The sequence below is a fragment of the Chitinophagaceae bacterium C216 genome (genome assembly GCA_028485475.2).
In the GTDB taxonomy this organism is placed as follows: Bacteria; Bacteroidota; Bacteroidia; order Chitinophagales; family Chitinophagaceae; genus Niabella; species Niabella composti.
In genome coordinates this window covers 2,194,354-2,217,687 of sequence record CP144143.1, presented here as the reverse complement: position 1 = coordinate 2,217,687, position 23,334 = coordinate 2,194,354, and the positions used below count along the sequence as shown (strand labels likewise).

At 38.8% G+C, this 23,334-nt stretch carries 21 protein-coding genes; 13 read left to right on the top strand and 8 right to left on the bottom strand.

Features of this window, described 5'->3' with window-relative positions:
* Positions 1-8: 8 nt before the first annotated feature.
* The 5 genes from PIECOFPK_RS09505 to PIECOFPK_RS09485 all read right to left on the bottom strand — a co-directional run bounded on the left by PIECOFPK_RS09505 (position 9) and on the right by PIECOFPK_RS09485 (position 8,256).
* On the bottom strand, positions 9-3,764 hold the full coding sequence (locus PIECOFPK_RS09505) for a sensor histidine kinase (RefSeq protein ID WP_409965716.1): 3,756 nt from the start codon (positions 3,762-3,764) through the stop codon (positions 9-11).
* Positions 3,751-4,551, bottom strand: coding sequence for a nucleoside triphosphate pyrophosphohydrolase (gene mazG, locus PIECOFPK_RS09500; RefSeq protein ID WP_330975693.1), 801 nt, complete (start codon positions 4,549-4,551; stop codon positions 3,751-3,753). The genes PIECOFPK_RS09505 and mazG overlap by 14 nt, the downstream gene beginning before the upstream one ends.
* Positions 4,552-4,590: 39 nt before the next feature.
* A complete protein-coding gene (locus tag PIECOFPK_RS09495) occupies positions 4,591-5,403 on the bottom strand; it encodes an alpha/beta hydrolase (RefSeq protein ID WP_330975694.1) in 813 nt (270 codons plus the stop codon).
* Positions 5,404-5,548: 145 nt separating this feature from the next.
* Positions 5,549-6,703: a 1-deoxy-D-xylulose-5-phosphate reductoisomerase gene (locus tag PIECOFPK_RS09490; protein ID WP_330975695.1), complete on the bottom strand. Its 1,155-nt coding sequence runs from the start codon at positions 6,701-6,703 to the stop codon at positions 5,549-5,551.
* Positions 6,704-6,756: 53 nt separating this feature from the next.
* Complete coding sequence (locus tag PIECOFPK_RS09485; protein WP_330975696.1) at positions 6,757-8,256, bottom strand: GH3 auxin-responsive promoter family protein; 1,500 nt, start codon at positions 8,254-8,256, stop codon at positions 6,757-6,759.
* A gap of 153 nt (positions 8,257-8,409) precedes the next feature.
* Between PIECOFPK_RS09485 and rplU the strand changes: the two genes are divergently transcribed.
* The 4 genes from rplU (at position 8,410) to PIECOFPK_RS09465 (ending at position 11,390) form a co-directional block, all read left to right on the top strand.
* On the top strand, positions 8,410-8,709 hold the full coding sequence (gene rplU, locus PIECOFPK_RS09480) for a 50S ribosomal protein L21 (protein WP_330975697.1): 300 nt from the start codon (positions 8,410-8,412) through the stop codon (positions 8,707-8,709).
* Positions 8,710-8,782: 73 nt separating this feature from the next.
* Positions 8,783-9,046 carry a 50S ribosomal protein L27 gene (gene rpmA, locus PIECOFPK_RS09475; RefSeq protein WP_330975698.1) on the top strand — a complete coding sequence of 88 codons (264 nt, stop codon included), beginning with the start codon at positions 8,783-8,785 and terminating at the stop codon, positions 9,044-9,046.
* Positions 9,047-9,232: 186 nt separating this feature from the next.
* The gene (locus tag PIECOFPK_RS09470; protein ID WP_409965715.1) at positions 9,233-9,601 is read left to right on the top strand and encodes a hypothetical protein; all 369 of its coding nucleotides are present in this window, start codon (positions 9,233-9,235) and stop codon (positions 9,599-9,601) included.
* Positions 9,602-9,704: 103 nt separating this feature from the next.
* Positions 9,705-11,390, top strand: a complete 1,686-nt coding sequence (locus tag PIECOFPK_RS09465; protein ID WP_409965714.1) for a helix-hairpin-helix domain-containing protein — start codon at positions 9,705-9,707, stop codon at positions 11,388-11,390.
* Between the two features lie 4 nt (positions 11,391-11,394).
* Here the strand turns inward: PIECOFPK_RS09465 and PIECOFPK_RS09460 are convergent, their stop codons facing one another.
* Positions 11,395-12,786, bottom strand: a complete 1,392-nt coding sequence (locus PIECOFPK_RS09460) for a sugar porter family MFS transporter (RefSeq protein WP_409965713.1) — start codon at positions 12,784-12,786, stop codon at positions 11,395-11,397.
* 273 nt (positions 12,787-13,059) lie between these two features.
* Between PIECOFPK_RS09460 and PIECOFPK_RS09455 the strand changes: the two genes are divergently transcribed.
* Together PIECOFPK_RS09455 and PIECOFPK_RS09450 are read left to right on the top strand one after the other, a co-directional pair.
* The gene (locus PIECOFPK_RS09455; protein ID WP_409965712.1) at positions 13,060-13,509 is read left to right on the top strand and encodes a hypothetical protein; all 450 of its coding nucleotides are present in this window, start codon (positions 13,060-13,062) and stop codon (positions 13,507-13,509) included.
* 221 nt (positions 13,510-13,730) lie between these two features.
* The gene (locus tag PIECOFPK_RS09450) at positions 13,731-14,519 is read left to right on the top strand and encodes a dioxygenase (protein ID WP_330975703.1); all 789 of its coding nucleotides are present in this window, start codon (positions 13,731-13,733) and stop codon (positions 14,517-14,519) included.
* A gap of 790 nt (positions 14,520-15,309) precedes the next feature.
* Here the strand turns inward: PIECOFPK_RS09450 and PIECOFPK_RS09445 are convergent.
* On the bottom strand, positions 15,310-16,131 hold the full coding sequence (locus tag PIECOFPK_RS09445; RefSeq protein ID WP_409965711.1) for an alpha/beta fold hydrolase: 822 nt from the start codon (positions 16,129-16,131) through the stop codon (positions 15,310-15,312).
* A 572-nt stretch (positions 16,132-16,703) separates the two neighbouring features.
* Here PIECOFPK_RS09445 and PIECOFPK_RS09440 point away from each other — a divergent pair.
* The 5 genes from PIECOFPK_RS09440 (at position 16,704) to PIECOFPK_RS09420 (ending at position 22,237) form a co-directional block, all read left to right on the top strand.
* A complete protein-coding gene (locus PIECOFPK_RS09440; protein WP_409965710.1) occupies positions 16,704-17,738 on the top strand; it encodes an ankyrin repeat domain-containing protein in 1,035 nt (344 codons plus the stop codon).
* The gene (locus PIECOFPK_RS09435; protein WP_330975706.1) at positions 17,728-18,474 is read left to right on the top strand and encodes an SDR family NAD(P)-dependent oxidoreductase; all 747 of its coding nucleotides are present in this window, start codon (positions 17,728-17,730) and stop codon (positions 18,472-18,474) included. Before PIECOFPK_RS09440 ends, PIECOFPK_RS09435 begins: the two co-directional genes overlap by 11 nt.
* Before the next feature lie 1,158 nt (positions 18,475-19,632).
* Positions 19,633-20,094 carry a Crp/Fnr family transcriptional regulator gene (locus PIECOFPK_RS09430; protein WP_330975707.1) on the top strand — a complete coding sequence of 154 codons (462 nt, stop codon included), beginning with the start codon at positions 19,633-19,635 and terminating at the stop codon, positions 20,092-20,094.
* 98 nt (positions 20,095-20,192) lie between these two features.
* Positions 20,193-20,627 (top strand): alpha/beta hydrolase, encoded by a 435-nt coding sequence (locus PIECOFPK_RS09425; RefSeq protein WP_409965709.1) that lies wholly within the window; start codon positions 20,193-20,195, stop codon positions 20,625-20,627.
* A 761-nt stretch (positions 20,628-21,388) separates the two neighbouring features.
* Positions 21,389-22,237, top strand: a complete 849-nt coding sequence (locus PIECOFPK_RS09420; protein WP_409965708.1) for a DUF3347 domain-containing protein — start codon at positions 21,389-21,391, stop codon at positions 22,235-22,237.
* Here the strand turns inward: PIECOFPK_RS09420 and PIECOFPK_RS09415 are convergent.
* Positions 22,234-22,443, bottom strand: coding sequence for a hypothetical protein (locus tag PIECOFPK_RS09415; protein WP_409965707.1), 210 nt, complete (start codon positions 22,441-22,443; stop codon positions 22,234-22,236). The genes PIECOFPK_RS09420 and PIECOFPK_RS09415 overlap by 4 nt on opposite strands.
* Here PIECOFPK_RS09415 and PIECOFPK_RS09410 point away from each other — a divergent pair.
* Together PIECOFPK_RS09410 and PIECOFPK_RS09405 are read left to right on the top strand one after the other, a co-directional pair.
* Complete coding sequence (locus PIECOFPK_RS09410) at positions 22,442-22,672, top strand: hypothetical protein (protein WP_409965706.1); 231 nt, start codon at positions 22,442-22,444, stop codon at positions 22,670-22,672. The genes PIECOFPK_RS09415 and PIECOFPK_RS09410 overlap by 2 nt on opposite strands.
* A gap of 18 nt (positions 22,673-22,690) precedes the next feature.
* A complete protein-coding gene (locus PIECOFPK_RS09405) occupies positions 22,691-23,284 on the top strand; it encodes a DUF3347 domain-containing protein (protein ID WP_409965705.1) in 594 nt (197 codons plus the stop codon).
* The last annotated feature ends 50 nt before the right edge of the window (positions 23,285-23,334 follow it).

The following is a 23,334-nucleotide window of genomic DNA, read 5'->3' as shown; positions in this document are numbered from 1 at the left end:
TCACAGTATTAATCATCCACCAGCGGAATTGTCAGGAAGAAAGTAGTACCCATTCCAGCTTCGGTTGTAAAACTGATATCCCCTCCTGTTTGCTCCAAGATACCTTTGCACATCGCTAGCCCTAAGCCTGTACCTGAACTTTTAGTAGTAAAATTGGGGGTAAAGATTTTCTGTTTCATTTCCTCACTTATGCCTACCCCATTATCTATTACACTAATACGCACTTTGCCGTCCACTATTTCCTCCAAAATTGTAATCTGACAATTGGCATCATCGCGTTTGGCCTCATTGGCATTGGAAAACAAATTAGTGAATACCCTGTTCATTTGTGCCTTATCGGCAAAAATATTCAGTTCTCGAGGCAGCGGCTTCCATACAAAATCAATATCTGGATTTTTACTGTAAATGGTAATCAGCGACTGAATCACTTCGTGCAGGTCGAAGATTTCCTTATTGGCATGATTGATATTGGCAAACTGTGAAAAATTCGCAGCGATTTTGGACAGATAATCTATCTGCTCTACCAAGGTTTTTGATACGCTGGCTGTAAGCTGCGGTACATTAGGGCTACCACTGTCAATGGCTCTTTGAAGATATTGCAAGCTCAACTTCATTGGTGTCAGTGGGTTTTTAATTTCATGCGCCACTTGGCGGGCCATTTCACGCCAAGCTTCCTGTCTTTCGGATTTGGCCAACGCGTCCGCATTTTCTCTAAGTTTTACCACCATTCTATTATATTCCGTAACCAGGCCCCCTATCTCATCATTTTTATTCCACACAATCATTTCATTGTTTTTGGACAGATTGAGCTGCATGATTTTTTCCTTAATTAGTGCGAACGAACGCGTAATACGGTTGGCAATTAACAGTGCCATCAAACCGGTGATCAGGAAGATAAAGGCATTTAGATTAATAAGGGTTACCAGAAAGCGGGACATCTCATGGTTGAATACTTGTTGCGAAGTAAAATAAGGGATGCTGAGGTATGCGTTGAAAAAACCATCGCTGCTGCGGATGGGTGCATACATACTGGTATATTGAAGATTGGACACCTTCTCTTTTTGTGCATGCTCGATGCGTCGCATTTTGAATAAGTAGAAAAATGCTCTTGGGTCAATCTGTGTACTCAGAAAGCCCTTAGTGTAAACATCGGGCTGACTGGTAGCCAACAAACGGCCGGTAAAATCATAGATATTAGCATCCACGCCATGAATATCGGCAACGCGCTTAATAATTTCATCTAAGGGCGTTGAATTGATAGAATCCTGCCTAATTCTCTGCTCATAAATAAGACTTCCCAACTCCCGATGCGATTGTAGCTCATTCAGCATGATGCTCATGGTTTGACTCAGTCGCTCTTCATTGGAATACTCAAACCGCTTGGTATAAAACGAAATGGTTGCAACACCAATTACCACAAACGATAGAATCGTAATAAGGATAAAGGTATTGTGAATCTGCCCTCGGATACTGGTAGAGAATTTTATACGTGACGGTAGCTTTTTATTCAATATAAAATTGAGCAGACGAGTGGTAAGTCTTATTAAAGCCAGCAATAACAAAAATGTACAAAAGATATAAGAAAACAACGTTATTGTTTCTAATGCCACCTCCTTCTTTCGAGTCATCACTATAACTTTGTCCTTGCTAGCCCTATACCATAATTCGCTATATCCGTCTTGCTCGCGCAACTCAAACTTAGCTTTGGGTATCTGCGTCTCCACTAATGTGGAAGTAAAAGGATATTTTTTAGAAGAAGCTACGAGAAGCTTGTGCGAATAGATAGCATAATTGTATACGGTAGAGTTGGAAAATTCCCAATCCCGATATTGCCTGAAAAGTTCAGGACTAAGAGATACTACAGAAAACTTTTTAGGTTGGGAAATAATGTATACAGTTCCCAACGATTTACCGCTAGAGTCGCTAATAGGTCGGTATGTGATATAGGCAAAACGGTCGTATTCCGGTTCATAAAAATAGAGATCGGGGACATCGGTAGGTCTTGACTGTCGACTCAAGATGGTATTTAATGCCTCATAGGAAATATTATCCGGATTATATAATGGTTGATTGAGGCTATCGAAAATATAAAGCTGACCATCATAATTTTTAATATATCGAATGTAATTATTAGAGAGAATGCTGTCTCTCAAATAGCAATTCTCATTTTCATCATAAAACCTATGAAAATTGCGCTGAAAAAAGTCATTGTTCAGATAAGCACTGGCAATAGCCATCAGTCGCTCTGTAGAAGGATCACTTTGTGTATCCAGTTTCTCTATATAATTTTTTCGCTGAATCAGCTCGGCCTTTTTAATTTCACTGAGCATGAGCAATGACAAACTCACCGAAAAAATAAAAATCCACACTACAATACCTGCGATGTTGAATCTTATAAAATGGTTGAGGGTTTTTTCATAGTTAAAAAGAAATGTATATAACAACAACCATAACAAGCAATATAATGATAAATGGATGCTTGCAGGAGGAACGAATAGGGCGATATACATCAATCCAACTAAAGCGATCAACAAATACAACCAATATACATTGAATGCAAAAGACGGGAACAGATAACGATAAAGAATACGTGTAAAATAATGATAGCCTAATACCAGAAACGCCAACACAAGAAATCCTACCGCAGTATAAATATTCAGACTAAAAAAATTGGTAACATCAAAAGAAATTTTGGAATCAATTATGATGCTTCGAATGACATGAATAACGACAAATGTCAGCCCCAAGAGTAAGGATATACACGCCACGCCTAATAACCAGTTATTCCTACGTATGGGTGGCAATATCTCTTTATGTTCAGTAGACCGGATACGATTCCATATAAATACACCCAACCAACAAAATAATAAGCTATTAATAAGCAAATCACCTAGGCTAGGTAACAGAAAGCCTGAAGCGAAAATTTGTGGTGAAAACAACTCCAAGCTCCCCAACTTAAATGGTTCTCGGAAAACATATAACAAGGCACGAAAGGCAAGCATGCATCCAAGAAAAATGGAAATATCACTCTTACCTCGCTTTTTTACAACTTTTAAATACAGCAAAAAATACAAGGAAAGAAATATCAAAAAGAAACTAACCAGCCTTATAACTACAACTATTAGGCTTTCGTATTCATTTGTGATCTGTCCTGCTTCTTTTAAATAAATATATGTTTTCCCTGACGCAGATTTGATGGCATACTCAGTAGGTATTTCACTGATGTCGGCGATTTTATCCAGTTTGGTGTTTAAAGGAAAAGATTGCTTAAAAAATCGCGTGTCGACGAAAAATTGAGATTTGATCAGTATTGCACAATATATATTGATGCCCGGTACTTCCGGATTGTACAATCTTTTAATGAGATAATAACCGTTGCTTAGACGAACAAATTGTTCATCATTCTTATTATCGAGTAAGCTATCCGGCAACATGGTATGTGCCGAGCTCCAGAATTTCAGATACTGAGCCTTATCCAGTAATCTGTAAACATATAAAGAATAGTACTTATCGTACAACAATTCCAAATCGGCCTGCGTCTCTTTGCCTGTTTTCAATCTTTGCAGCAGAGCCGTATCATTTAAGACAGTAGCAATATCTTTTTCCTGTACGTGCAGTTGTCTTTCAAGCTCTTTTGCACGATGTTCTACGGATACTTTATCAAAAGGGAAGAATTTCAGCGCAAATGATACAATGAACAGGGCTATCGATGCGATTAGCATGAAATAAGCCCAGAAGATACTATTTCTCTTAAACAGGTTCATTGTTTTTTTCTGCGGTCTTAATGCTGTTCCATATCGCATCCATTTCGGACAATGTCATATCGCCCAGATTCTTACCTTGACTTCGGGCGATATCCTCCATTTTTCCGAAGCGTTGTTTAAATTTTTTATTGGTGTATTCCAGTGCCGCATCTGCATCCACCTTCAAAAACCGTGCATAATTTACAATGGAAAACAAAAGATCGCCCAATTCTTCTTCCTGCTTTTTAATAGATTCCTTTTCCACTGCTTCTTTCAGCTCGTTCAATTCTTCCTGAATTTTTAGCCACACATCCTCTTTATTGTCCCACTCAAAGCCTACCTGCTTAGCTTTTTCCTGCAAACGCATGGCTTTTACCACACTGGGTAATGAGTCGGGCACTCCGCTCAATACAGATTTTTTGCCCTCTTTGAGTTTGAGCTTTTCCCAGTTTTGCTTCACGTCTTCTTCGTTGCGCACTTGCTTCAATCCTTCAGGCAGCTCATCCGGCGGATAAACATGTGGGTGGCGCACAATTAGTTTCTCACAAATACCCGTCAGTACGTCCTGAATGGTAAACTTTCCCTGCTCTGTGGCGATCTTTGAATAAAATACCATATGCAGTATGAGATCGCCCAGTTCCTCCTTGATATTATCCCAATCCTCCTCCAAAATAGCATCGGCAAGCTCGTAAGTCTCTTCTATCGTTAATTGTCTTAAAGACTGCAAGGTTTGCTTTCTGTCCCAAGGACATTTTTCCCTTAAGGTATTCATGATTTCTACGAGCCTGTCAAATTCCTGCTGCGCCATTGGTCTAAATTTATTAAATGATGATGAGTAAATCAACCTTTATTTTTGCTGAAAGAAATTGTGGAAAAAAAGCAACTGATATTTTACCGCATTTTCCCAATAGGGCCAATTATGAGCGCCCGGACGGACGATATAATCATGTTGTATATTTCGGTACAATAATGCTTCGTGCAATTTCTGATTCACTTCATAGAAGAAATCTTCCGTACCGCAATCGATGATAATCTTTAACGTTTTCGGTTCAATTAGGTGTAGCATATTGATGACGGTGTTTTGCTCCCAACGCTCAGGATACGCTGCATATTTACCTAAACGTTTAGCAATTTCCCAGTTATTAGGGAAAGGACGAAAGTCCACGCCTCCGCTCATACTTCCGGTAGCGCCAAATACATCCGGATGCTTGATGGCCAGATATAAAGCACCATGCCCACCCATGCTCAGTCCGGCGATAGCGCGACCTTTGGCACTTTTAATGGTGGAATACCGTTCATCTACCCATTGCACTAGCTCTTTCGAAATATAGGTCTCGTACTTATAGGAAGGATCAACAGGGCTGTCCCAGTACCAGCTACCAAAACCTCCATCTGCACATACAATAATCATATTGTATAAATCGGGAGCCTGCCGTACGGCTTCGGCTTTAGGCCAGTCGGCATAATTGCCGCTGTATCCGTGCAACAAATACACTACAGGATACTGTTTGTTTTTATCGTATTTATCAGGAGTAATAATTACAGCCTTGATAGTTTTGTTCATGGCTGTACTATGTGTTTCAACAGTATCCACTTTCGATGCATTAACCTGTGCAAAAGCAAAAATGGAGATAAAAAACAGTAAGGTTCTGAGCTTCATTTTTAAATGGTTTAAAGAACGAATATACATGTTGCAGCGCAAAAAATAAAGGCACAACATTTCAATGACCATAGTCATTACAGGTCTTGTAACAAAATTATTTTATTGGCGAAGGAATAAAGATAATGGCACGCGCACCTCATAGCTAGAGCCTAATGATGTCTGCTGCCAGCGTGCGGGCTTCGGCATCACTGTCAAGATACTCTTCCAATGTTGGCGATTCAATGAAGGGTATTTTACACATCACATTTTCGATAACATCGGTCATTTCCAGGAAGCCTATTCGGTTTTTAAGAAAGGCATATACCGCAATTTCGTTAGCGGCGTTCATAATACAGGGCAAATTACCGCCTTTATGTAGTGCATCTATAGCCAGCACCAAGTTTCTAAAGGTTCTATAATCCGGTTCTTCGAAGGTGAAAGTGCTGAACTTTTTGAAATCAAAACGAGGATAATTATTGGGGATACGCGCGGGGAACCCCAATGCATACTGAATAGGTAGCCGCATATCGGGAACCCCCAGCTGCGCCTTCATACTGCCGTCTTCAAACTGCACTATACTATGAATGGCACTTTGCTGATGGATGAGTACTTCTATCTGATCGGGATGTAAATTAAAAAGCCATTTGGCCTCGATCATCTCCAGACCTTTGTTCATCAATGTAGCAGAGTCAACTGATATCTTGGCCCCCATTTGCCAATTGGGATGCTGCAAAGCATGTTCTCTTTTTACATTTACCAAGAAGTTCGGCTTCCTTCCTACAAAAGGTCCTCCCGATGCAGTGAGATATATCTTTTCGATTTTATTTCGCGTTTCGCCAACAAGACATTGGAAAATGGCCGAATGTTCCGAATCCACCGGAATAATAGGCACCTGATTTTCCACTGCCATATTCATCACGATATCTCCCGCCACCACTAGGGTTTCCTTATTCGCGAGTGCAATGGCTTTTTTATTTTCGATGGCTTTCAAGGTGGGTTTTAAACCGGCAAATCCTACAATTGCCGCCAACATCATATCATAACAATCCATAGCGGCCACTTCTTCTAACGCATCTTCACCTGCAAACACCTTGATGGATGTATTAGAAAGTGCATCTTTTACTTTCGTATAATGTGTTTCATCTCCTATCACCACAATATTGGGATCAAACTCCAGCGCCTGCTCCACCAGTAATTCATGATTATTATAAGCCGTGAGAATTTCCACGGAAAACTTATCCGGATTGTCTTTGATGACTTCCAATGCCTGCTTTCCTATAGAACCCGTTGATCCGAAAATCCCTATTCGTTTTACCATTGCTTATACTAACTGTTAACTATAGCCCTGATGAATGAATTTGATTTCAATATTTAATTTTCCAAAGCCCACTGTTTAAGTACATCGGCAATTTTTCTGTCGTTACTTAAACGAGGCACTTTATTTTGTCCGCCCAATTTACCGATTGATTTCATATAATCAATGAATCCGTTTTTACGGATAGGTGTTATTCGCAACGTCTGCAAAATATGACCCGAAATTAAATCATCATAATAGATGTTCTTCTGTCGCAGATAATTGTCCACCTTCAACGCAAAGCTTTGCAAGTCTTGGGGCGGATTGGCAAATTCTATAAACCACTCATGATAACTTTTTCCCTCATCTTTACTGATATAAGGAGCAACTGTAAACTCTGTAATCTGCACATTTTCTTCCGCAGCAGCTTTCAAAATGCTGTATTCCACCTCCTCGCCTATCACATGTTCTCCAAAAGCCGAAATAAAGTGCTTGGTACGACCGGTAACAATAAGTCGATATGGTGCTGTTGATACAAATTTTACCATGTCGCCGATATCGTAGCCCCATAATCCCGCATTACTATTAATAATTAAGGCATAATTGACACCTTTTTGTACATCCTTTAGTGAAACGCGTTTGGGATTAGGTTTGCCGATTTCTTCTTCTGGAATAAACTCAAAGAAAATGCCACTATTGGTATTCAGCAGCAATCCGGGTTCGTTTTGCGAATCTTGAAAAGCAAAGAACCCTTCCGAAGCCGGGAAGGTTTCAATACCGTCCACTACCCGGCCGATGCTCTGATATAACTTTGCTTTATAAGGTTCAAAATTTACTCCTCCGTATACCATTACCGAGAAATTGGGAAAAATTTCCCCTACGGGTTTGCCTGTGCGTTTCGTTAGCTCATCGAAATACATCTGTACCCATGGTGGAATGCCGCTAATCAGGGTCATGTTCTGATGCAGTGTTTCGTCTACAATTTTATTCAGTTTGGTTTCCCAATCTTCGATACAGTTGGTTTCATATTCGGGCAACTGATTTCTGCGCAAATAGCGCGGTATGTGGTGGTTCACAATACCACTAAGGCGTCCAGTGGGGATACCACTTACCCGCTCCAGCTCAGGCGAACCACTCAGAAAAATCATTTTACCGTCGGCAAAGGCGGTATTACCGGTTTCATCCATATAGCACAATAGGGCATTGCGCGCGCCATTGATATGATTGCTGATGGAATCCTTAGTAATAGGAATATACTTAGTACCGCTGGTAGTGCCCGATGTTTTGGCAAAGTAAATAGGTCTGCCCTTCCACAGTACATTATGCTTTCCTTCCTTGATAAGATGGATGTAAGGCGAAAAAGCCTCATAATCTCTTATCGGAACAGCATCTCTAAACTCTTCATAAGTATTGATGGCATCGAAATGATGTTCTTTGCCAAAATGTGTATCTCGAGCGGTCTTAATAAGATTTTTTAGAATGGCTTGCTGATCATCTACAGCTGTAACCATTCCTTTTTTTATATTTTTGGAAACAATAGAGGCAAATGGCTTAGCTAAAAAAGATTTGATTTTCATTTATTTATCAAGTTTTCCTTATGGCTAGGGAGCCTTAAAGTTAGGCAAATATAACAGGTGTAAGTAATGAAGCAAAAATCCTTGAATAAACTTTAAGGATTTCTATTGGAAAATCAAAAATAATATATACCTTTGCGGCCTAATTTTTATACGATGATAGCAGTAATTAAGGTGGCAGGACAACAGTATAAGGTAGAAAAAGATCAAACCTTATATGTTCCCCATATCGAAGGAAAAGCAGGTGATCCAGTAAACTTGGAAGTATTGTTTGTACATGCCGATGGTAAACTTTCTGTAGGCGCTGATGTGAATGCAAAAGTAAGCGCTGAGATTGTTGACCAAGTTGCAGGCGATAAAGTTATTGCGTTCAAAACCAAAAGAAGAAAAGGTTTCCGTAAAAAGAAAGGTCACCGCACTCTTTACACTAAAATTAAAGTAACAGGTATCGCATAAACCTGTTCGGGTTGAAAACTCACAGAGTAATTTCAACAGTATTTAATGTATTCAACTTTTAAATCAATAAGAAATGGCACATAAGAAAGGCGAAGGTAGCGTAAAAAACGGTCGCGACTCAGAAAGCAAGAGATTAGGTGTTAAGGTATTTGGCGGACAACCGGTAATTGCCGGAAACATCATCGTTCGTCAACGTGGTACTGTTTACCATCCCGGAGCTAACGTTGGTATCGGAAGAGATTTCACACTCTTCGCTCTGACCGATGGTATTGTTGAATTTAAAAAAGGAAGAAAAAACAGAACTTACGTTTCTGTTGCCGAAGTTCCTCAAGCCTAAGAACGTTTTTTCGAGATTACTATATCCGAAAGTAAAGTACTTTCAAAGGGATGGCATTAGCCATCCTTTTTTATTTTAATCTCTTCAAACCCGATTCTACACTGCATTTCAGCCTACCAATGCTTTTCTTTTCTCATGTCACATAAATGCAGATGTGGATAACCTATGGAAAACTCTTGATAAGATGTGGAAAAAAAATTTGGCGATATATTAAATTTCAATAATTTTACCGACGATAATCCATTTACTAATCTATTAAATTCTAAAACAATGGCAAAAGCAGCAGCTAAAAAAGCAGCTTCCAAAAAAGCTGCAACTAAAAAAGCAGCTCCTAAAAAGGCAGCAGCTAAAAAAGCAGCTCCTAAAAAGGCAGCAGCTAAAAAAGCAGCTCCTAAAAAAGCAGCAGCTAAGAAAAAAGCAGCTCCTAAAAAAGCAGCAGCTAAGAAAAAAGCAGCTCCTAAAAAAGCAGCAGCTAAGAAAAAAGCAGCTCCTAAAAAAGCAGCAGCTAAGAAAAAAACTGCAGCTAAAAAGAAAACTGCAGCTAAGAAAAAATAGCATTTTATCTTATCGAGCTTATAAAACCTCCTCTGCGGAGGTTTTTTTTTGCCCATTAATATTTCCCTCACACCACAGCCATATTTTTTAATATTTTGCACCTATGAATAATGCAGAGATAGCCGAACACTTTTCCCTTCTGGCCAAACTGATGGACATTCACGGGGAAAACCCCTTCAAATCAAAAACCTATTCTATTGCTGCTTATCACATCGAGAAGCTGGAGTACCCCCTTGCAGAGACCGACCGAAATGCTATTGCCGGCATTAAGGGACTGGGTCCTTCGGTAGCAGCCAAAGTGACGGAGCTACTGGACACCGGTACAATGACTATCCTGCAAGAATACATCGATAACACACCCGAAGGCGTTCGCGAAATGCTCCGACTGAAAGGCCTAGGCCCTAAGAAAATTCATACGATCTGGAAGGAAATGGGCATCCAGTCGATAGGTGAGCTGGAATATGCCTGCAACGAGAACCGCCTGACACGATACAAAGGTTTTGGCGCCAAAACGCAAGCAAATGTATTGGAAGCAATACAGTTCTATCATCAGCACCTCGGTCATTTTCTGTATGCGCAGGTGGATGCGGTCTACCCCACCATTCAAAACTATCTGGAACAACTATTTGGAAAAGATAAGGTATTGGTAACGGGCGAATACCGTCGGCAACTTCTTACGCTGAAAGAACTGGAATTTGTTGTGGATGCCACCAAAGCTATTATCAAACCTAAATTTCAAACAGCTTATCCTCCCGAACTACTGGAAGACAATGAAGATTCGCTTTTATATAAACTCACCAACGGATTGAAGCTACGCTTATATTGCAATTCAACAAACATTTTTGCCAAACAGTTTTTGACTTCCTGTAGTGAAAACTTTAAAACAGCTTTTTTTACAGAACAATCGCCCGAATCTTTTGCTGCAACCCACTATACAAGCGAAGCGGAAATATTTGAAAAAGCGGGATTGCCCTATATTCCACCATATCTGAGAGAAAAAGATAGTATCATTCAATACACAAAAAACAAAGGGGTACCTACTATTATACGTGAGGAAGATATCAAGGGCATTATTCACAACCATAGTACTTGGAGTGACGGTATCAATACGATTGAAGAAATGGCGGCTGAGCTCATTAGAAACAATTTTGAATATCTGGTCATTTCCGATCACTCGAAAACGGCCGCTTATGCCAACGGATTATCGGAAGAAAGAATATTGCAGCAACATGAACAGATCGATGAATTGAACAAAAAATTCGCGCCCTTTAAAATATTCAAAAGCATTGAAAGCGATATCCTCAATGACGGTAGCTTGGATTATGCCGATGAGATACTCAGCAAGTTTGATCTGGTTATTGCATCAGTGCACAGCAATTTGTACATGAGCGAAGAGAAAGCCATGCAACGCTTGCTAAAAGCAATTGAAAATCCCTATACCACTATTTTAGGCCACCCTACGGGTAGGCTGCTACTGAGCCGAAACGGCTACCCCATCGATCATAAAAAAATCATTGATGCCTGTGCAGCGAATCATGTAGCGATCGAAATCAATGCCAATCCACATCGTCTGGATTTGGACTGGCAGTGGATTGACTACGCCATGGAAAAAGGAGTTTTGCTCTCCATCGATCCAGATGCACACTCCATCAGCGGCTTCAGCGATATTAAATACGGCGTATTGGCAGCCCAGAAAGGCGGCCTTACTGCCGAATATAATCTGAGTAGCTTTAGCCTTGAAGCATTTGAAGCCTATTTGCAAAGAATCAAAAGCTTGAAGCAAGGATAAATGGTTAATCCTTCACCAGCTGCTGTTCCAGCTCCTCCAGTGAAATGCCTTTGGTTTCAGGCATCTTGGTGAGCACCCAAATCAGTTGTAATACCATCATAAAGGTAAAGAAGGCAAATATAGGCCATGGATTGTCTTTGAATATACCGTTTTCAGCATCCAAAAATACCGGTGTGATTAAAGTGATAATTGCAGCAAATACCCAGTGTATGCTGGAACCAAAAGCCTGTCCAGCCGCACGCACTTGATTGGGAAAGATTTCAGAAATGAATACCCATATTACAGCACCTTGCCCTATCGCATGTGATGCAATGAACAACATTAAAAATACTAATAGAAAAACGGCACCAGCTCCCGCATAAAACGCCCAAGCTACGATGGCCAGACTGATGATATAACCAACGGAACCTGCTATAAGCAAGGTTTTGCGCCCTGCTCGGTCAATAAAATAAAGGCCAACAAAAGTGAAAATAAGATTGGTAAGACCGATTAAAATAGAATTACCAAGAGAATCTTTTGCAGCCAGCCCTGCACGTTCCAGTATTTCAGGGGCATAGTACAAAATAAAATTGATTCCACTCCATTGATTGAAAAAAGCAATAAAAAAAGCCAGCCATAATATCTTTTTGTAACGTGAAGCAAAGAGGCCCGCCCCCTTTGCCTGCGGCTCTTCCTTCTGTCCGGCTTTCTCAATGAGGTTGATTTCCTTTTCAGGATCTTCTACTCCAAGTTGCAACATCACGGTTTTAGCTTTCTCCCTATCATTTTGAACTGATAGTAACCAACGCGGACTTTCAGGGATGCTAAATACCATGATGGTATAAATTACCGAAGGAATAACCATAACACCCAACATCCAGCGCCAATCATTGGCACCGTCCACACCCTGCAAACAGTAATTAGATAGAAACGCAATCAAAATACCGAAAACGATATTGAACTGGTACATCGCTCCCAGTCGTCCACGTGTTTTGGGAGTAGAAATCTCAGAAATATAAGTAGGCGCTACCACCGATGAAACCCCAATGCCTACCCCTCCTATAAACCTGAAAAAGGAAAAGGTATAAGGGTCCTGCGCCAAAGCAGTCCCTAAAGCCGATAGCGTAAACAGTATGCCTATCCATAACAATACTTTCTTTCTTCCATAACGCTGAGTGGGAATGCCACCAAACAGAGCCCCTATTACAGTACCCCACAAAGCCATAGACATAATAAAGAACCCATGAAACCATGGCGAAGTGTGCCAAAGCTCCTTAATAGGCAGGTTAGCACCAGAAATTACTACTGTATCAAATCCGAAAATAAAGCCGGCCAGTGCGGCAATCAATGACAGACCCAAAATGTTTCTGCTGCGCTGTGTGGACGCATGCACGGTGGACTGGGGTGAGGTTTGCATAAATAAAAATTGGTTTACAATCGTTATAAAATCTATTTACAATACCTGACAAGCTGATCAGAACGATGCGGTAAATTACTTTGTTTTCCAAAAATCGCCTCATACAAAAACGATTTCGTATACAACAGCTCTAAACCGCTATATTTTAACCACCCAAAATCCGTCATTCACCGACCCTTTCCCTAGTGTTCGCCAGATTCCTATTGACAGGGGGCATCTGTACATGCTATGTTTGCATTGTAATCAATCACTAAAACATAAAAACACAATACAATGAAAAAACTGATTTTCTCCGCCGTTTTTGCCATCTCATTTGCAATGAGTGCCTTTGCCATAAATCCCAACAATGTTGATGACAAAGTATTGAAATCTTTTAATGAAACCTTTGCAGGAGCCACTCAGGTTAGCTGGACTCAGGTTGCCAACCACTATGAAGCCTTTTTCATCTCAGGTGATGTTAAAACCCGAGCATTACTAGATCATAAAGGTCGCATTTTGCAAACCATCCGTTATTACGGTAAGGAACTGCTTCCTGCAAGTGTAGCTGATGCTGTTACCGAAAATTACAAGAATAAAGAAATTTTTGCGGTAACTGAAGTTCAAAATAAATACGGTACTAACTACCGCATCGTTCTGAAAGATCAAAAACAATACCTGCACCTTAATGCCAACAGCAAGGGTGATATTGAAGTAGCAAAAGTTTTCAACAGAGGTGATCAATAATATATAACACGTTCCGCATTCCCCGGCTAATGCTTTGGCATTAGCCTTTTTTGTTGTACGAAACAACCAAATGATAAGTATCTTTGTTAAATAAATGATGTTTAGACATTGATTTATACAAGCTATAGTAAGGATAGTTAAATTTGATTTTGTTTACACCAATGCATACACTTAGTACCCTAAAGGCTTTTACTGACACGCTCCCCATCCAAAGCAAACGGATGCCGGTATTATTTACCTCTCACGGAAATCCGATGGATATTCCGCTTTCAAAGGAAGAGCGCCCTTTTTGGGAGCGGCTATTTGAACTGGGCAATTACCTTAAACAGCATTACGACGTAAAGGCGGCGCTGATCATTTCAGCGCATTGGTGTACGCGTGGTACGTACGTAAACATATCGCAGGAGCAAAAGCAGATATTCGATTACTATGGTTTTCCAGAGCATTATTATCAGGTATACTACCATGCACACGGGGCTCCTGATGTGGCCAAAGAAGTTAAAAAGGTAGCTCCCATTGTGCAGGAAACTACCGAATGGGGGCTTGATCATGGTGCCTGGCCTATGCTGATGCACCTATTTCCCGAAGGAGATGTGCCGGTATTTCAAATGAGCATTGATTACTATGCCCCACCCTCCTACCATTATGAACTGGGTAGGCAGCTAAAACCTCTGCGCGAAAAAGGTGTACTAATCATCGGCAGTGGTGCTCTCATCCACAACCTACCGCTTGCCAGCCGAAAGTTATTTACGAACGACATGACGCCTTACGGATGGGAAGCCGAATACGATGCCTGGATTAAAAAGCAGATTGACGAACGCAACTTTGAAAACATCATTCATTACGAAAACAGTCACCAATTAGGAAAACTAGCCGCTCCCACTCCAGATCACTTTGTACCCGTACTTTACAGCTTAGGGCTCACCGACTCCAAAGATGCGATCCGCTACTTTTACGAAGGCGAACCCTCCCTTCCTGCTTTTAGTGAGAGGAGTTTTGTGGTGGAGTGATGCGTATGCATCTTATAATCCTCTATTCCATTGGAAGAATTTAGTTACAAGGAGAAACCTTACCACAATAAGACACTTGAAGATCACCTCGGTTTGGCCGCACACGAAGAAATGTATAGCCTTTTAAATGCATATTGGAAGGAAGAATAAGAAAACTATCAAAGCTATGCACAACACAACAGTCTCCACTATCTCTCATCCAAGATTTAGATTATAAATTTATATAACAGCCCCTCTTATTTTTAATAGCAAAATTACAACTCAATACCGGAGCTGGAGCTCTGTGTGTGGGGGAACTCCGTTCGAGCCTCTCCCACTTTCGGAGTCGGAAAACTTTACAGCCTCAGAAAAATTGTACAGCAAATTAATTTTGATGAGCCCGAAGTTTGTTGGCCAAATCCAAGCGTAACAATCAGGACCATCATAGTATAAAGAACTTTCCAAATAGGGTTAAAAAAATCTACATGCACAATCAGATAAAACTAAGATATCTCACAATCTGGTATGAATATGGTTTTAGATCAATGCGAAAATGCAAGTAAACCCCTATCTGAAACACAAAAAAAGAGATGCAAATAGCATCTCATCTACTAATATAATATTATGAAGTCGAGACCTTGAAAACTTCTTAAGCTTCGGATTAAATTTAACCATCTCCTACTAAATACACCATGTCCATTTCCCTCAGATTAGATGGATTGCTCATCACCTATATCCATTTCATTGATTCTCGAAAGCCATAAAAAGAAGATGAAGAAGGTGAGACGAAGATCCCACCTTCAGGGAATTCTTAAGATTTAATAAAGTCTAAAATAGACTTGTTAATGATATCTGCATTTACGGTAAGCATTCCGTGTGACAATCCCGGGTATATGATTATTTTACCTTTTTGTAGTAACTCTATCGAACGCAGAGCAGTGGCCTCATAAGGAACAATCTGATCATCATCACCGTGTAATACTAAAACAGGCACATCTACAGTTTTCAAATCTTCGGTAAAATCAGTCTCAGAAAAAGCTTTTACACTATCGTATTGTGCTTTTACGCCTCCCATCATTCCTTGTCTCCACCAATTATCTCTCAATCCTTCGATCAGTTTGGCACCATCCCGATTGAATCCGTAAAACGGAATTGGCAATTCTTTGAAAAATTGATAGCGATTGTTTTTAGTATTATTACGGATATCATCTAAAACCTCAATGGGAACTCCCTTGGGGTTGTTTTCGTTTTTAATCATATAAGGAGTTACAGCCCCGATCAATACCACTTTAGACACTCTTCCTTTTCCGTATTTAGCCGCATACCTGATAGCTTCTCCCCCTCCAGTGGAGTGTCCCACGTGAATAGTGTTTTTCAAATCCAAATGCTCCACTAACTCATTCACGTCAGAAGCAAATGTATCCATATCATTTCCTACTGCAGTTTGAGTGGAACGACCATGCCCCCTACGGTCGTGTGCTATAACACGATATCCTCGTTCAAGGAAATACATAATCTGTGCATCCCAATCATCAGATGACAAAGGCCAACCGTGATGAAAGAAAATTGGTTGTCCTGATCCAAAATCTTTATAAAAGATTTCTGTTCCGTCTTTAAGTGTTAATGTTTTCATAATGAAGTAATTTTAGTTGTTAGCAAATTTTCTAACACAAAGTTGGTATGTAAACGAGGGCTGTTCAATGGACGGATTTCGCTATAAATTGTATTTTTTTCCCTTTACCAGAGTTCGAAGAGTAAAAAAGAATTGATAAGCCTTAGCCAACACACCAATTATATTATAGTATCGGATTCTACAGATAGCAAAATCAGTAAGATAGGATGGGTACGTAACTCGTTATAAGTATAGCCTCTGATATTTTCCAATTAATAATTCTACTTTTCGATGCTTCTAAAGCGTTAATTGTGTATAGAAGCAGTATGCTTATAAAAGCCTACAAAATATAAAAAAAGAAAATAAAATCTTAAACCAGTTTAATATTTTCCCGAAACTCATCTAATATTTTTGATCCCTAAAATCGCTTCTAAATATGGGCATTACAAAATGAGACTTAGAATCTTTTATCATGACCTCTTGATGGCATTTATATATGACTGAGAAGATAGTTATCTTTTTATATAGCATTCACAATTGATCTTTTCATTAGTGAATGTATTGTTCTTTTGCAAAATATAAAAAGAAATTGTATGCGTAAAAGAATTTATATAAGCATTCTTATATTTTTTTGTTGTTGCTACTCCTTCCAAAACATTATCCTTGCTCAAAGCATAAGCGGCCTTCATGAAGCTATTAAGAAAGGAGATTCTTTGCATGTAGAAAGAATAATTGAAAAAGATAATCGTGCAGTGTTTCTACTGGATTCCATTACCGGAGCTACGCCGCTTCACTATGCGGTACAGGGAGGCAATGTCCACATCGTTCAAAAACTTGTAGAAGCAGGAGCTCTTTACAATCAGCCTTCGGGTTTACATGGAATGACACCTCTCATGGTAGCAGTTTGGCACCAAAATATAGATATCGTTAGGTATCTACTAACAATACCAGACATTTACTTAGATGCGCAATCAGCAGATGGTAGAAATGTTTTTGATATGCTAGGGAAAGAAAACAAAAATGATAATTCCGTTATCGAAAGTCCTCTCAGTGAAATCGAAAAATTATTGAAGGAAGCCAAGAATCGTCAAATTATTGATAAACACAGCAAACAAATGATTCATATAATTATTGATAGCACACTGGAGGATTCCATAAAGGCAACTAAAGTGGCTTCACTTTTGTTGAAAGGAGCAGATGTTAATTATGTTTATCCATGTGGACACGGGCCTAACAGTCGACATACCCCCTTATTAATCGCTGCCCGAGATGGGCATACCAAAACAGTAAAAGTATTATTGGATGCAGGAGCAGATATGACGATAACTTGCGGATTGATGAAGGCTACTCCAGCACACAAAGCTGCTTATATGGGTAATAACCAAGTGATGAGGTTATTAGTAGATCATCCCGATTTTAAGAAAATCATAGATCAACAAGGTCCTTTTAACGGCTACACGGCCTTACACGATGCCGTTTGGCAAGGGCATACGGACATCGTAAAGATTTTACTGGATGCCGGAGCTGCTATAGATTTAAAAGGCTGGGATGGGCTCACAGCTTATGAATTAGCAGAAAAATATAATAGAACAGAAATTATAAACCTTTTTGAAAACTATGGCAAATAATCATCCTAAGACAATTTTTATTACAGGCGGAACATCAGGAATTGGACTTGCTACCGCAAAAAAATTCTTCGAAGAAGGTTATCAAGTAATTCTTACCGGCAGTAATGAAAAAAAACTACAAAAAGTCATTGAAGAATATCCCTCTTTTCAAGCCTTTATATCAGACGCATCTAAAACCGAAGATATAAATAATCTATACTCAAAAGTAAATGCCTATACAACAGGACTAAATACACTTTTTGTAAATGCAGGTATAGGTATGTTTAAAAGATTCGATGAAATTAGCTATGAGGACTTTGATAAATTAATTGCCATTAATTATAAAGCAGTTTTCTTCACTATACAAAAGTTGCTCCCACTCATGCAAATAGGCAGTAGTATAATTATTAACGCCTCATGGACACATTTGAGAGGACTTCCCACTGCGGCATTATACGCATCTTCCAAAGCTGCTATTGCTTATTTGGCCAAAGTATTGGCACTGGAATTAGCGCCTCGCAAAATACGCGTTAATACGATTAGTCCGGGGTATACCAATACCGATCAGTTTAATGAATCGCATATAAGTCCCGAGCGTTATAAAGCTACAATAGCAAAAGTCCCTATCGGTCGATTTGCTCACTCTTCTGAAATTGCTAATACAGTTTTTTTTCTTGCTTCTGATATGGCATCCTATATAAATGGACAGGAACTAGTTGTTGATGGAGGACTAACAGCTGTTCATTTTGATGAATAATTTTACAAAAGAAATTGAAACTATGATCAATTCCCAATGTCAATGGGAGGATTGTCATTAACTATCAATTGTCCACTATCGAACAGCCTAATAATTGCACTAAGGCTAATAAGTTTAGGTAAATCGACTTTAGATGAACCCATTTACAAATATTGGATAGATCCTGATATTGCTATCTGCCCCCTGACATAGAAAATTAACTACAAGATTAATACTAAGTCTTTAAACTGGATTTCCCAATTGGCGCTGGATGACAGCAACTAAAAAACTATCCTTTATGCTTGCTTCAGAAACCCAATATAAATATCGGGAGAAGGTATGGAATACCTGCGAAAAGCCTTGGAAAGAAGTTTAATAAATCTCTGTAACAATTGGCTTATGAGCTCATTTTCCATTCATTAAAGATGAACGACAAAAATATATTTGGGACAAAGATATAGACACTACTAAATTAGCAATTGGTCACAATAAAGAAGGGAAGGCTTATGAAATAGTAGAAAAATAAAACGCCCAACGCTGCAGATGACTTGTTGACAACGATAGAAGATTATGGAAAGTTTCTAGCCAGTGCTCAAAAGTGGGATAATTGATCAAAAATATTTTGAAGAAATGACACAAAACCAAGTTATAACTAAGAAAGGAAAGTATTTGGGTCTAGCATCGGGAATAATCCTTACGAAAGCCTATTAAAACATTATTTGAGCATATATGGTCAAAAAATAATTGATATTTAAACAAAATAAACAAAATAAAAAGTACACTCCCAGAAAAATTAAATTAAATCATAGGCCAAAATAAGCATGATGGAGTAGTTTTAATCCGAATATATAATGTCCAATAAAATCCTGTGGTAAACTTCAATAGCACCTTATACCAAAAACAGTCAATTTTTTCTTAATTTCAATTAAATCGTGCTAGGACAAACGAATGGCAAGATAGTACTCAATATCCGCTATTCATAGTATTCTCTTAGCCAATAGGGGTAAAATATTACCGTCAAATCAAAAATGTTTTTTAATGCAAACCTTTGCAAGTAAAAATCATCTCAACGGTGGAACAGATTAAGCATTTTTTCGAAATAAGTATGCAGACTTTACTGAGCAGGACTGGCATAGAATAGCTTCAAAATTTATTCAACAGGAATTCCCTAAAAAGACCTTGATTCTGAAAAAAGGTCAAGTAGAGCGATACGTTTCTTTTATTGAAGAAGGTATTGTTCGATACTATATACCCAAGGAAAATAAAGAAATCACTTTTGAGCTTACTTTTGCTAATGACTTTATTGGTGCTTATGACTCTTTCCTCACCAGACAACCCTCGGTATACCACATCGAAACCATCACTCCAACAAAATTGTGGAGACTTTCCTATGAGGATGTGCAAACCCTATATCGTGAAACTGAAAGAGGCAATCTGATAGGTCGACTCGCAACGGAAAAACTATTTTTAGAAAAAGTAAAACGTGAAATCTCTTTTTTAAATGATACTGCTGAAGAGCGTTATTTAAACCTCCTCACAGAACAACCCGAATTAATTAAAAAAATCCCTTTACAGTATATCGCTTCTTATATTGGTATCACCCCTCAAGCATTAAGTAGGATAAGAAGACGAATTTCTTAACCCAGGTTCATTGTTTGATATGGAACATTCAATTTCCTTTGCAAAAAGGAATGAGCATACGTTCAATATCACTATTCACCTTGTTAATTATAAAAACAATGATCGGGCAATCACAAACAGCTACATCGGTAACCTATGTACATTCTTCCTCTCCAAGTTTTAAATCTCAGTTGTTACAGTCATTGATGACAGTGGTCGGGAAGAAAAAGGATATTGAGAAGCGCATTAAGAGCAACAGATACCCCTCCCAACCTACAGAACCTACAAGTGATTTGATATCTGACTTTAATACTGAAATACGGAACATCAATAAGAGAAAAGTTTGGACGTTTACACCTAAACAAAGTAGTTCATCTAAAGTAATCCTATACATACATGGAGGTGGGTATATATCCAACCTAACAAAATATGATTGGGATCTTGTACATGAACTACTAGAAAAGACTAATTGTTCGATAATAGTACCTGATTATCCTTTAGCTCCATTTTCTAACTATAAAGATGTGTACGCCTATTTTAAAGTTACCGGCTAGTGTAACAGACGACAGTGCTAAAATTAAACGGACGACCAAAATTTGAACATTCACACTAGGGCAAACCATTTTGAAAAGCGACCAATATATAGACGTTAAAACTAACGGACAGCGAGAAACCCGACACGCTGACCTACCCCATTTTTTTTTGCCAACGCAAATTTTTTAAAAACAATTTTTGGCCAACCGCACAAATAGCACATTTGGTTTTCCCCAACACACAAGCCAACCCTTCACAAAAAAAAGAGCCATTTTTTGCCACCGAAAATTTTTTATACCTTTGCAGATAGATAATAAATGACAAAACAGATTTACATATTACTCATAGCATTGCTTGGTTTCTTTTTGACACCAACACTGACTTATGCTTGTAGTAAATCTCACACACAAACCGAAAAATCTTGTTGCGACAAAAAAACTTCACAGACAGACAAAAATGACTGTTGCAAAAATAAAAGTTCGCATAACCAAAAAGACAATGACGATTGTGGGGGCAAATGCGGACATTCATCTTGCCATTGCCCTACAGTTAGTTTTAGCTTTATTCCTTCTACACGTGAACTCAAATACAATTTATTAGTTGTTGCTCAAAAACAATTCTTTCTTTATTCAGACCCATACTTTTCTTCGGGTTATCACTCCATTTGGCAACCGCCTAAAATAAGCTAATTTCTTACCTTGTCAGCCATAGCTGTGTCCTATTGAAAGCATTTTTCTTGCTTTCAAATTCTATTATTCGTTAAACATTTAATTTTAAAAAGATGAAATCAATAAAAATATTGGTGGCAATTACACTATTGCTATCATTCACAGCGTGTAACGCTCAAATTAAAAACGCCAAAACAGAAACCGTAAAGATTTACGGAAACTGCGGTATGTGCAAAAGCACTATCGAAAAAGCAGGGAACATAAAAAAAGTAGCCCAAGTAGATTGGAACAAGGACACTAAAACGGCTGTCCTAACTTATGACAGTACAAAAACAAATCAGGATGAAATCCTGAAACGCATTGCGTTGGCAGGTTACGACAGCGACCAATTTCTTGCCCCTGATGATGTATATGCAAAATTACCTGAATGTTGCCAGTACGAACGTGTGAACAAACCTGTTGCAAAAGCAGAATCGAAAACGGAAACACACGACCATTCCAGTCATACCGCATCTACAGAAATGCAGGAAGTAAACCAACTGAAATCTGTTTTTAACAACTATTTTTCGGTAAAAGATGCATTGGTAAAATCTGACGCAAACACCACTTCCACTAAAGCAAAAGAATTGCTAACCGCTCTTGACGCTGTGCAAATGAATAAACTATCAAACGAGGAACATACGGTTTGGATGAAAGTAATGAAAGACCTTGCCTTTGATGCAGGACACATTGCTGAAACCAAAGATGTGGCACATCAGCGAGACCATTTTATGAGCCTTTCAAAAAATATGTACGAACTGATAAAAGTTTCAAATCAGGAAACGCCTGTTTATTATCAACATTGCCCAATGGCGAACAAAGGCAAAGGAGCAAATTGGTTGAGCAAAGAAAATGCGATTAAAAACCCTTATTACGGTTCACAAATGCTAACGTGTGGTAGTACAGTTGAAAAATTAAATTAGTCAGCCATTATGAGATGTCTATTGATTGGGATCGTTACTTCTATTGTAGTCATATTTAGTTCATGCAACAATAACCCTACACTAAAGGTGTAAGACAATACATATACTTCAAAAAGCTCAAATACAAATACCCGTGACCACAATGCCTTTGAAATGGGCGATGTAGTTCCGTCGGAAGAGGTATGCATGGTCAACAATGAATACATGGGCAAAAAACAATTTGAGGTAAATTTTGAAGGAAAAATATATTACGGATGTTGCCAAATGTGTAAAGAACGCATTCCAAAAGATCCTTCTACACGCGTTGCCATAGATCCATTTTCCAAAAAGCAGATAGATAAAGCGACTGCTATAATAGCAATTACGGGCAACCACGGGGAAGTATCATATTTTGAAAATAATACTACATATACAAATTACATAAATCAATTTTAATTATTAAAAACAGAAATCATGACAATGAAACATTTATTTTTAGGCTTAATCGCCTCTTCAATACTGGCTTTAACAGCATGTAACGGAAATACAGAGAAAAAAGCCGCAAGTACAGAGCAAACTTCTGCTCCTGTAACTGAAACAATACCTTCAGATAACAGTACAGAAAACCCTGAACAGGGCAATTTTTCTGAATTGTTTTCTCACTACCAACATCTCACATTTGCATTGTCGTCAGATAATGATAAAGAAGCCGCTAATGCATCCAAAGGAATGCTAGAAGCCCTTTCAAAAATCAAATCAGATGGATTCAGTGCGGAAGACAAAACTACATACGAGGATATTGCTGCGGAAATTAAAGAACATGCAGAACATATCTCAGACAACGTGGGCAATATTGCTCATCAACGAGAGCATTTAGTGATGTTGAGTAAGGATTTTTACGATATAGCAAAGACATTTGGCACAGACAAACCTTTATATAAAGTCTTTTGCCCGATGTATGATGACAACAAGGGCGCATACTGGCTGAGTGATAGCAAGGAAATCAAAAACCCTTACTATGGTGAAGATATGCTAACATGTGGTGAAGTTCAGGAAGAACTGAAGTAAAAACTCTGATTAAGATTTGAAATTCAAATATCGGATACGGGCCAACTTCT

Coding starts and splice junctions, on each gene's coding strand:
- PIECOFPK_RS09440 (WP_409965710.1), top strand. CDS start 16,704: ATGCGTAAAAGAATTTATATAAGCATTCTTATATTTTTTTGTTGTTGC.
- PIECOFPK_RS09455 (WP_409965712.1), top strand. CDS start 13,060: ATGAAAAAACTGATTTTCTCCGCCGTTTTTGCCATCTCATTTGCAATG.
- PIECOFPK_RS09420 (WP_409965708.1), top strand. CDS start 21,389: ATGAAATCAATAAAAATATTGGTGGCAATTACACTATTGCTATCATTC.
- PIECOFPK_RS09435 (WP_330975706.1), top strand. CDS start 17,728: ATGGCAAATAATCATCCTAAGACAATTTTTATTACAGGCGGAACATCA.
- PIECOFPK_RS09425 (WP_409965709.1), top strand. CDS start 20,193: ATGATCGGGCAATCACAAACAGCTACATCGGTAACCTATGTACATTCT.
- PIECOFPK_RS09405 (WP_409965705.1), top strand. CDS start 22,691: ATGACAATGAAACATTTATTTTTAGGCTTAATCGCCTCTTCAATACTG.
- PIECOFPK_RS09410 (WP_409965706.1), top strand. CDS start 22,442: ATGGGCAAAAAACAATTTGAGGTAAATTTTGAAGGAAAAATATATTAC.
- PIECOFPK_RS09490 (WP_330975695.1), bottom strand. CDS start 6,703: ATGGTAAAACGAATAGGGATTTTCGGATCAACGGGTTCTATAGGAAAG.
- rplU (WP_330975697.1), top strand. CDS start 8,410: ATGATAGCAGTAATTAAGGTGGCAGGACAACAGTATAAGGTAGAAAAA.
- mazG (WP_330975693.1), bottom strand. CDS start 4,551: ATGGCGCAGCAGGAATTTGACAGGCTCGTAGAAATCATGAATACCTTA.
- PIECOFPK_RS09485 (WP_330975696.1), bottom strand. CDS start 8,256: ATGAAAATCAAATCTTTTTTAGCTAAGCCATTTGCCTCTATTGTTTCC.
- PIECOFPK_RS09495 (WP_330975694.1), bottom strand. CDS start 5,403: ATGAAGCTCAGAACCTTACTGTTTTTTATCTCCATTTTTGCTTTTGCA.
- rpmA (WP_330975698.1), top strand. CDS start 8,783: ATGGCACATAAGAAAGGCGAAGGTAGCGTAAAAAACGGTCGCGACTCA.
- PIECOFPK_RS09505 (WP_409965716.1), bottom strand. CDS start 3,764: ATGAACCTGTTTAAGAGAAATAGTATCTTCTGGGCTTATTTCATGCTA.
- PIECOFPK_RS09465 (WP_409965714.1), top strand. CDS start 9,705: ATGAATAATGCAGAGATAGCCGAACACTTTTCCCTTCTGGCCAAACTG.
- PIECOFPK_RS09460 (WP_409965713.1), bottom strand. CDS start 12,786: ATGCAAACCTCACCCCAGTCCACCGTGCATGCGTCCACACAGCGCAGC.
- PIECOFPK_RS09445 (WP_409965711.1), bottom strand. CDS start 16,131: ATGAAAACATTAACACTTAAAGACGGAACAGAAATCTTTTATAAAGAT.
- PIECOFPK_RS09415 (WP_409965707.1), bottom strand. CDS start 22,443: ATGTATTCATTGTTGACCATGCATACCTCTTCCGACGGAACTACATCG.
- PIECOFPK_RS09450 (WP_330975703.1), top strand. CDS start 13,731: ATGCCGGTATTATTTACCTCTCACGGAAATCCGATGGATATTCCGCTT.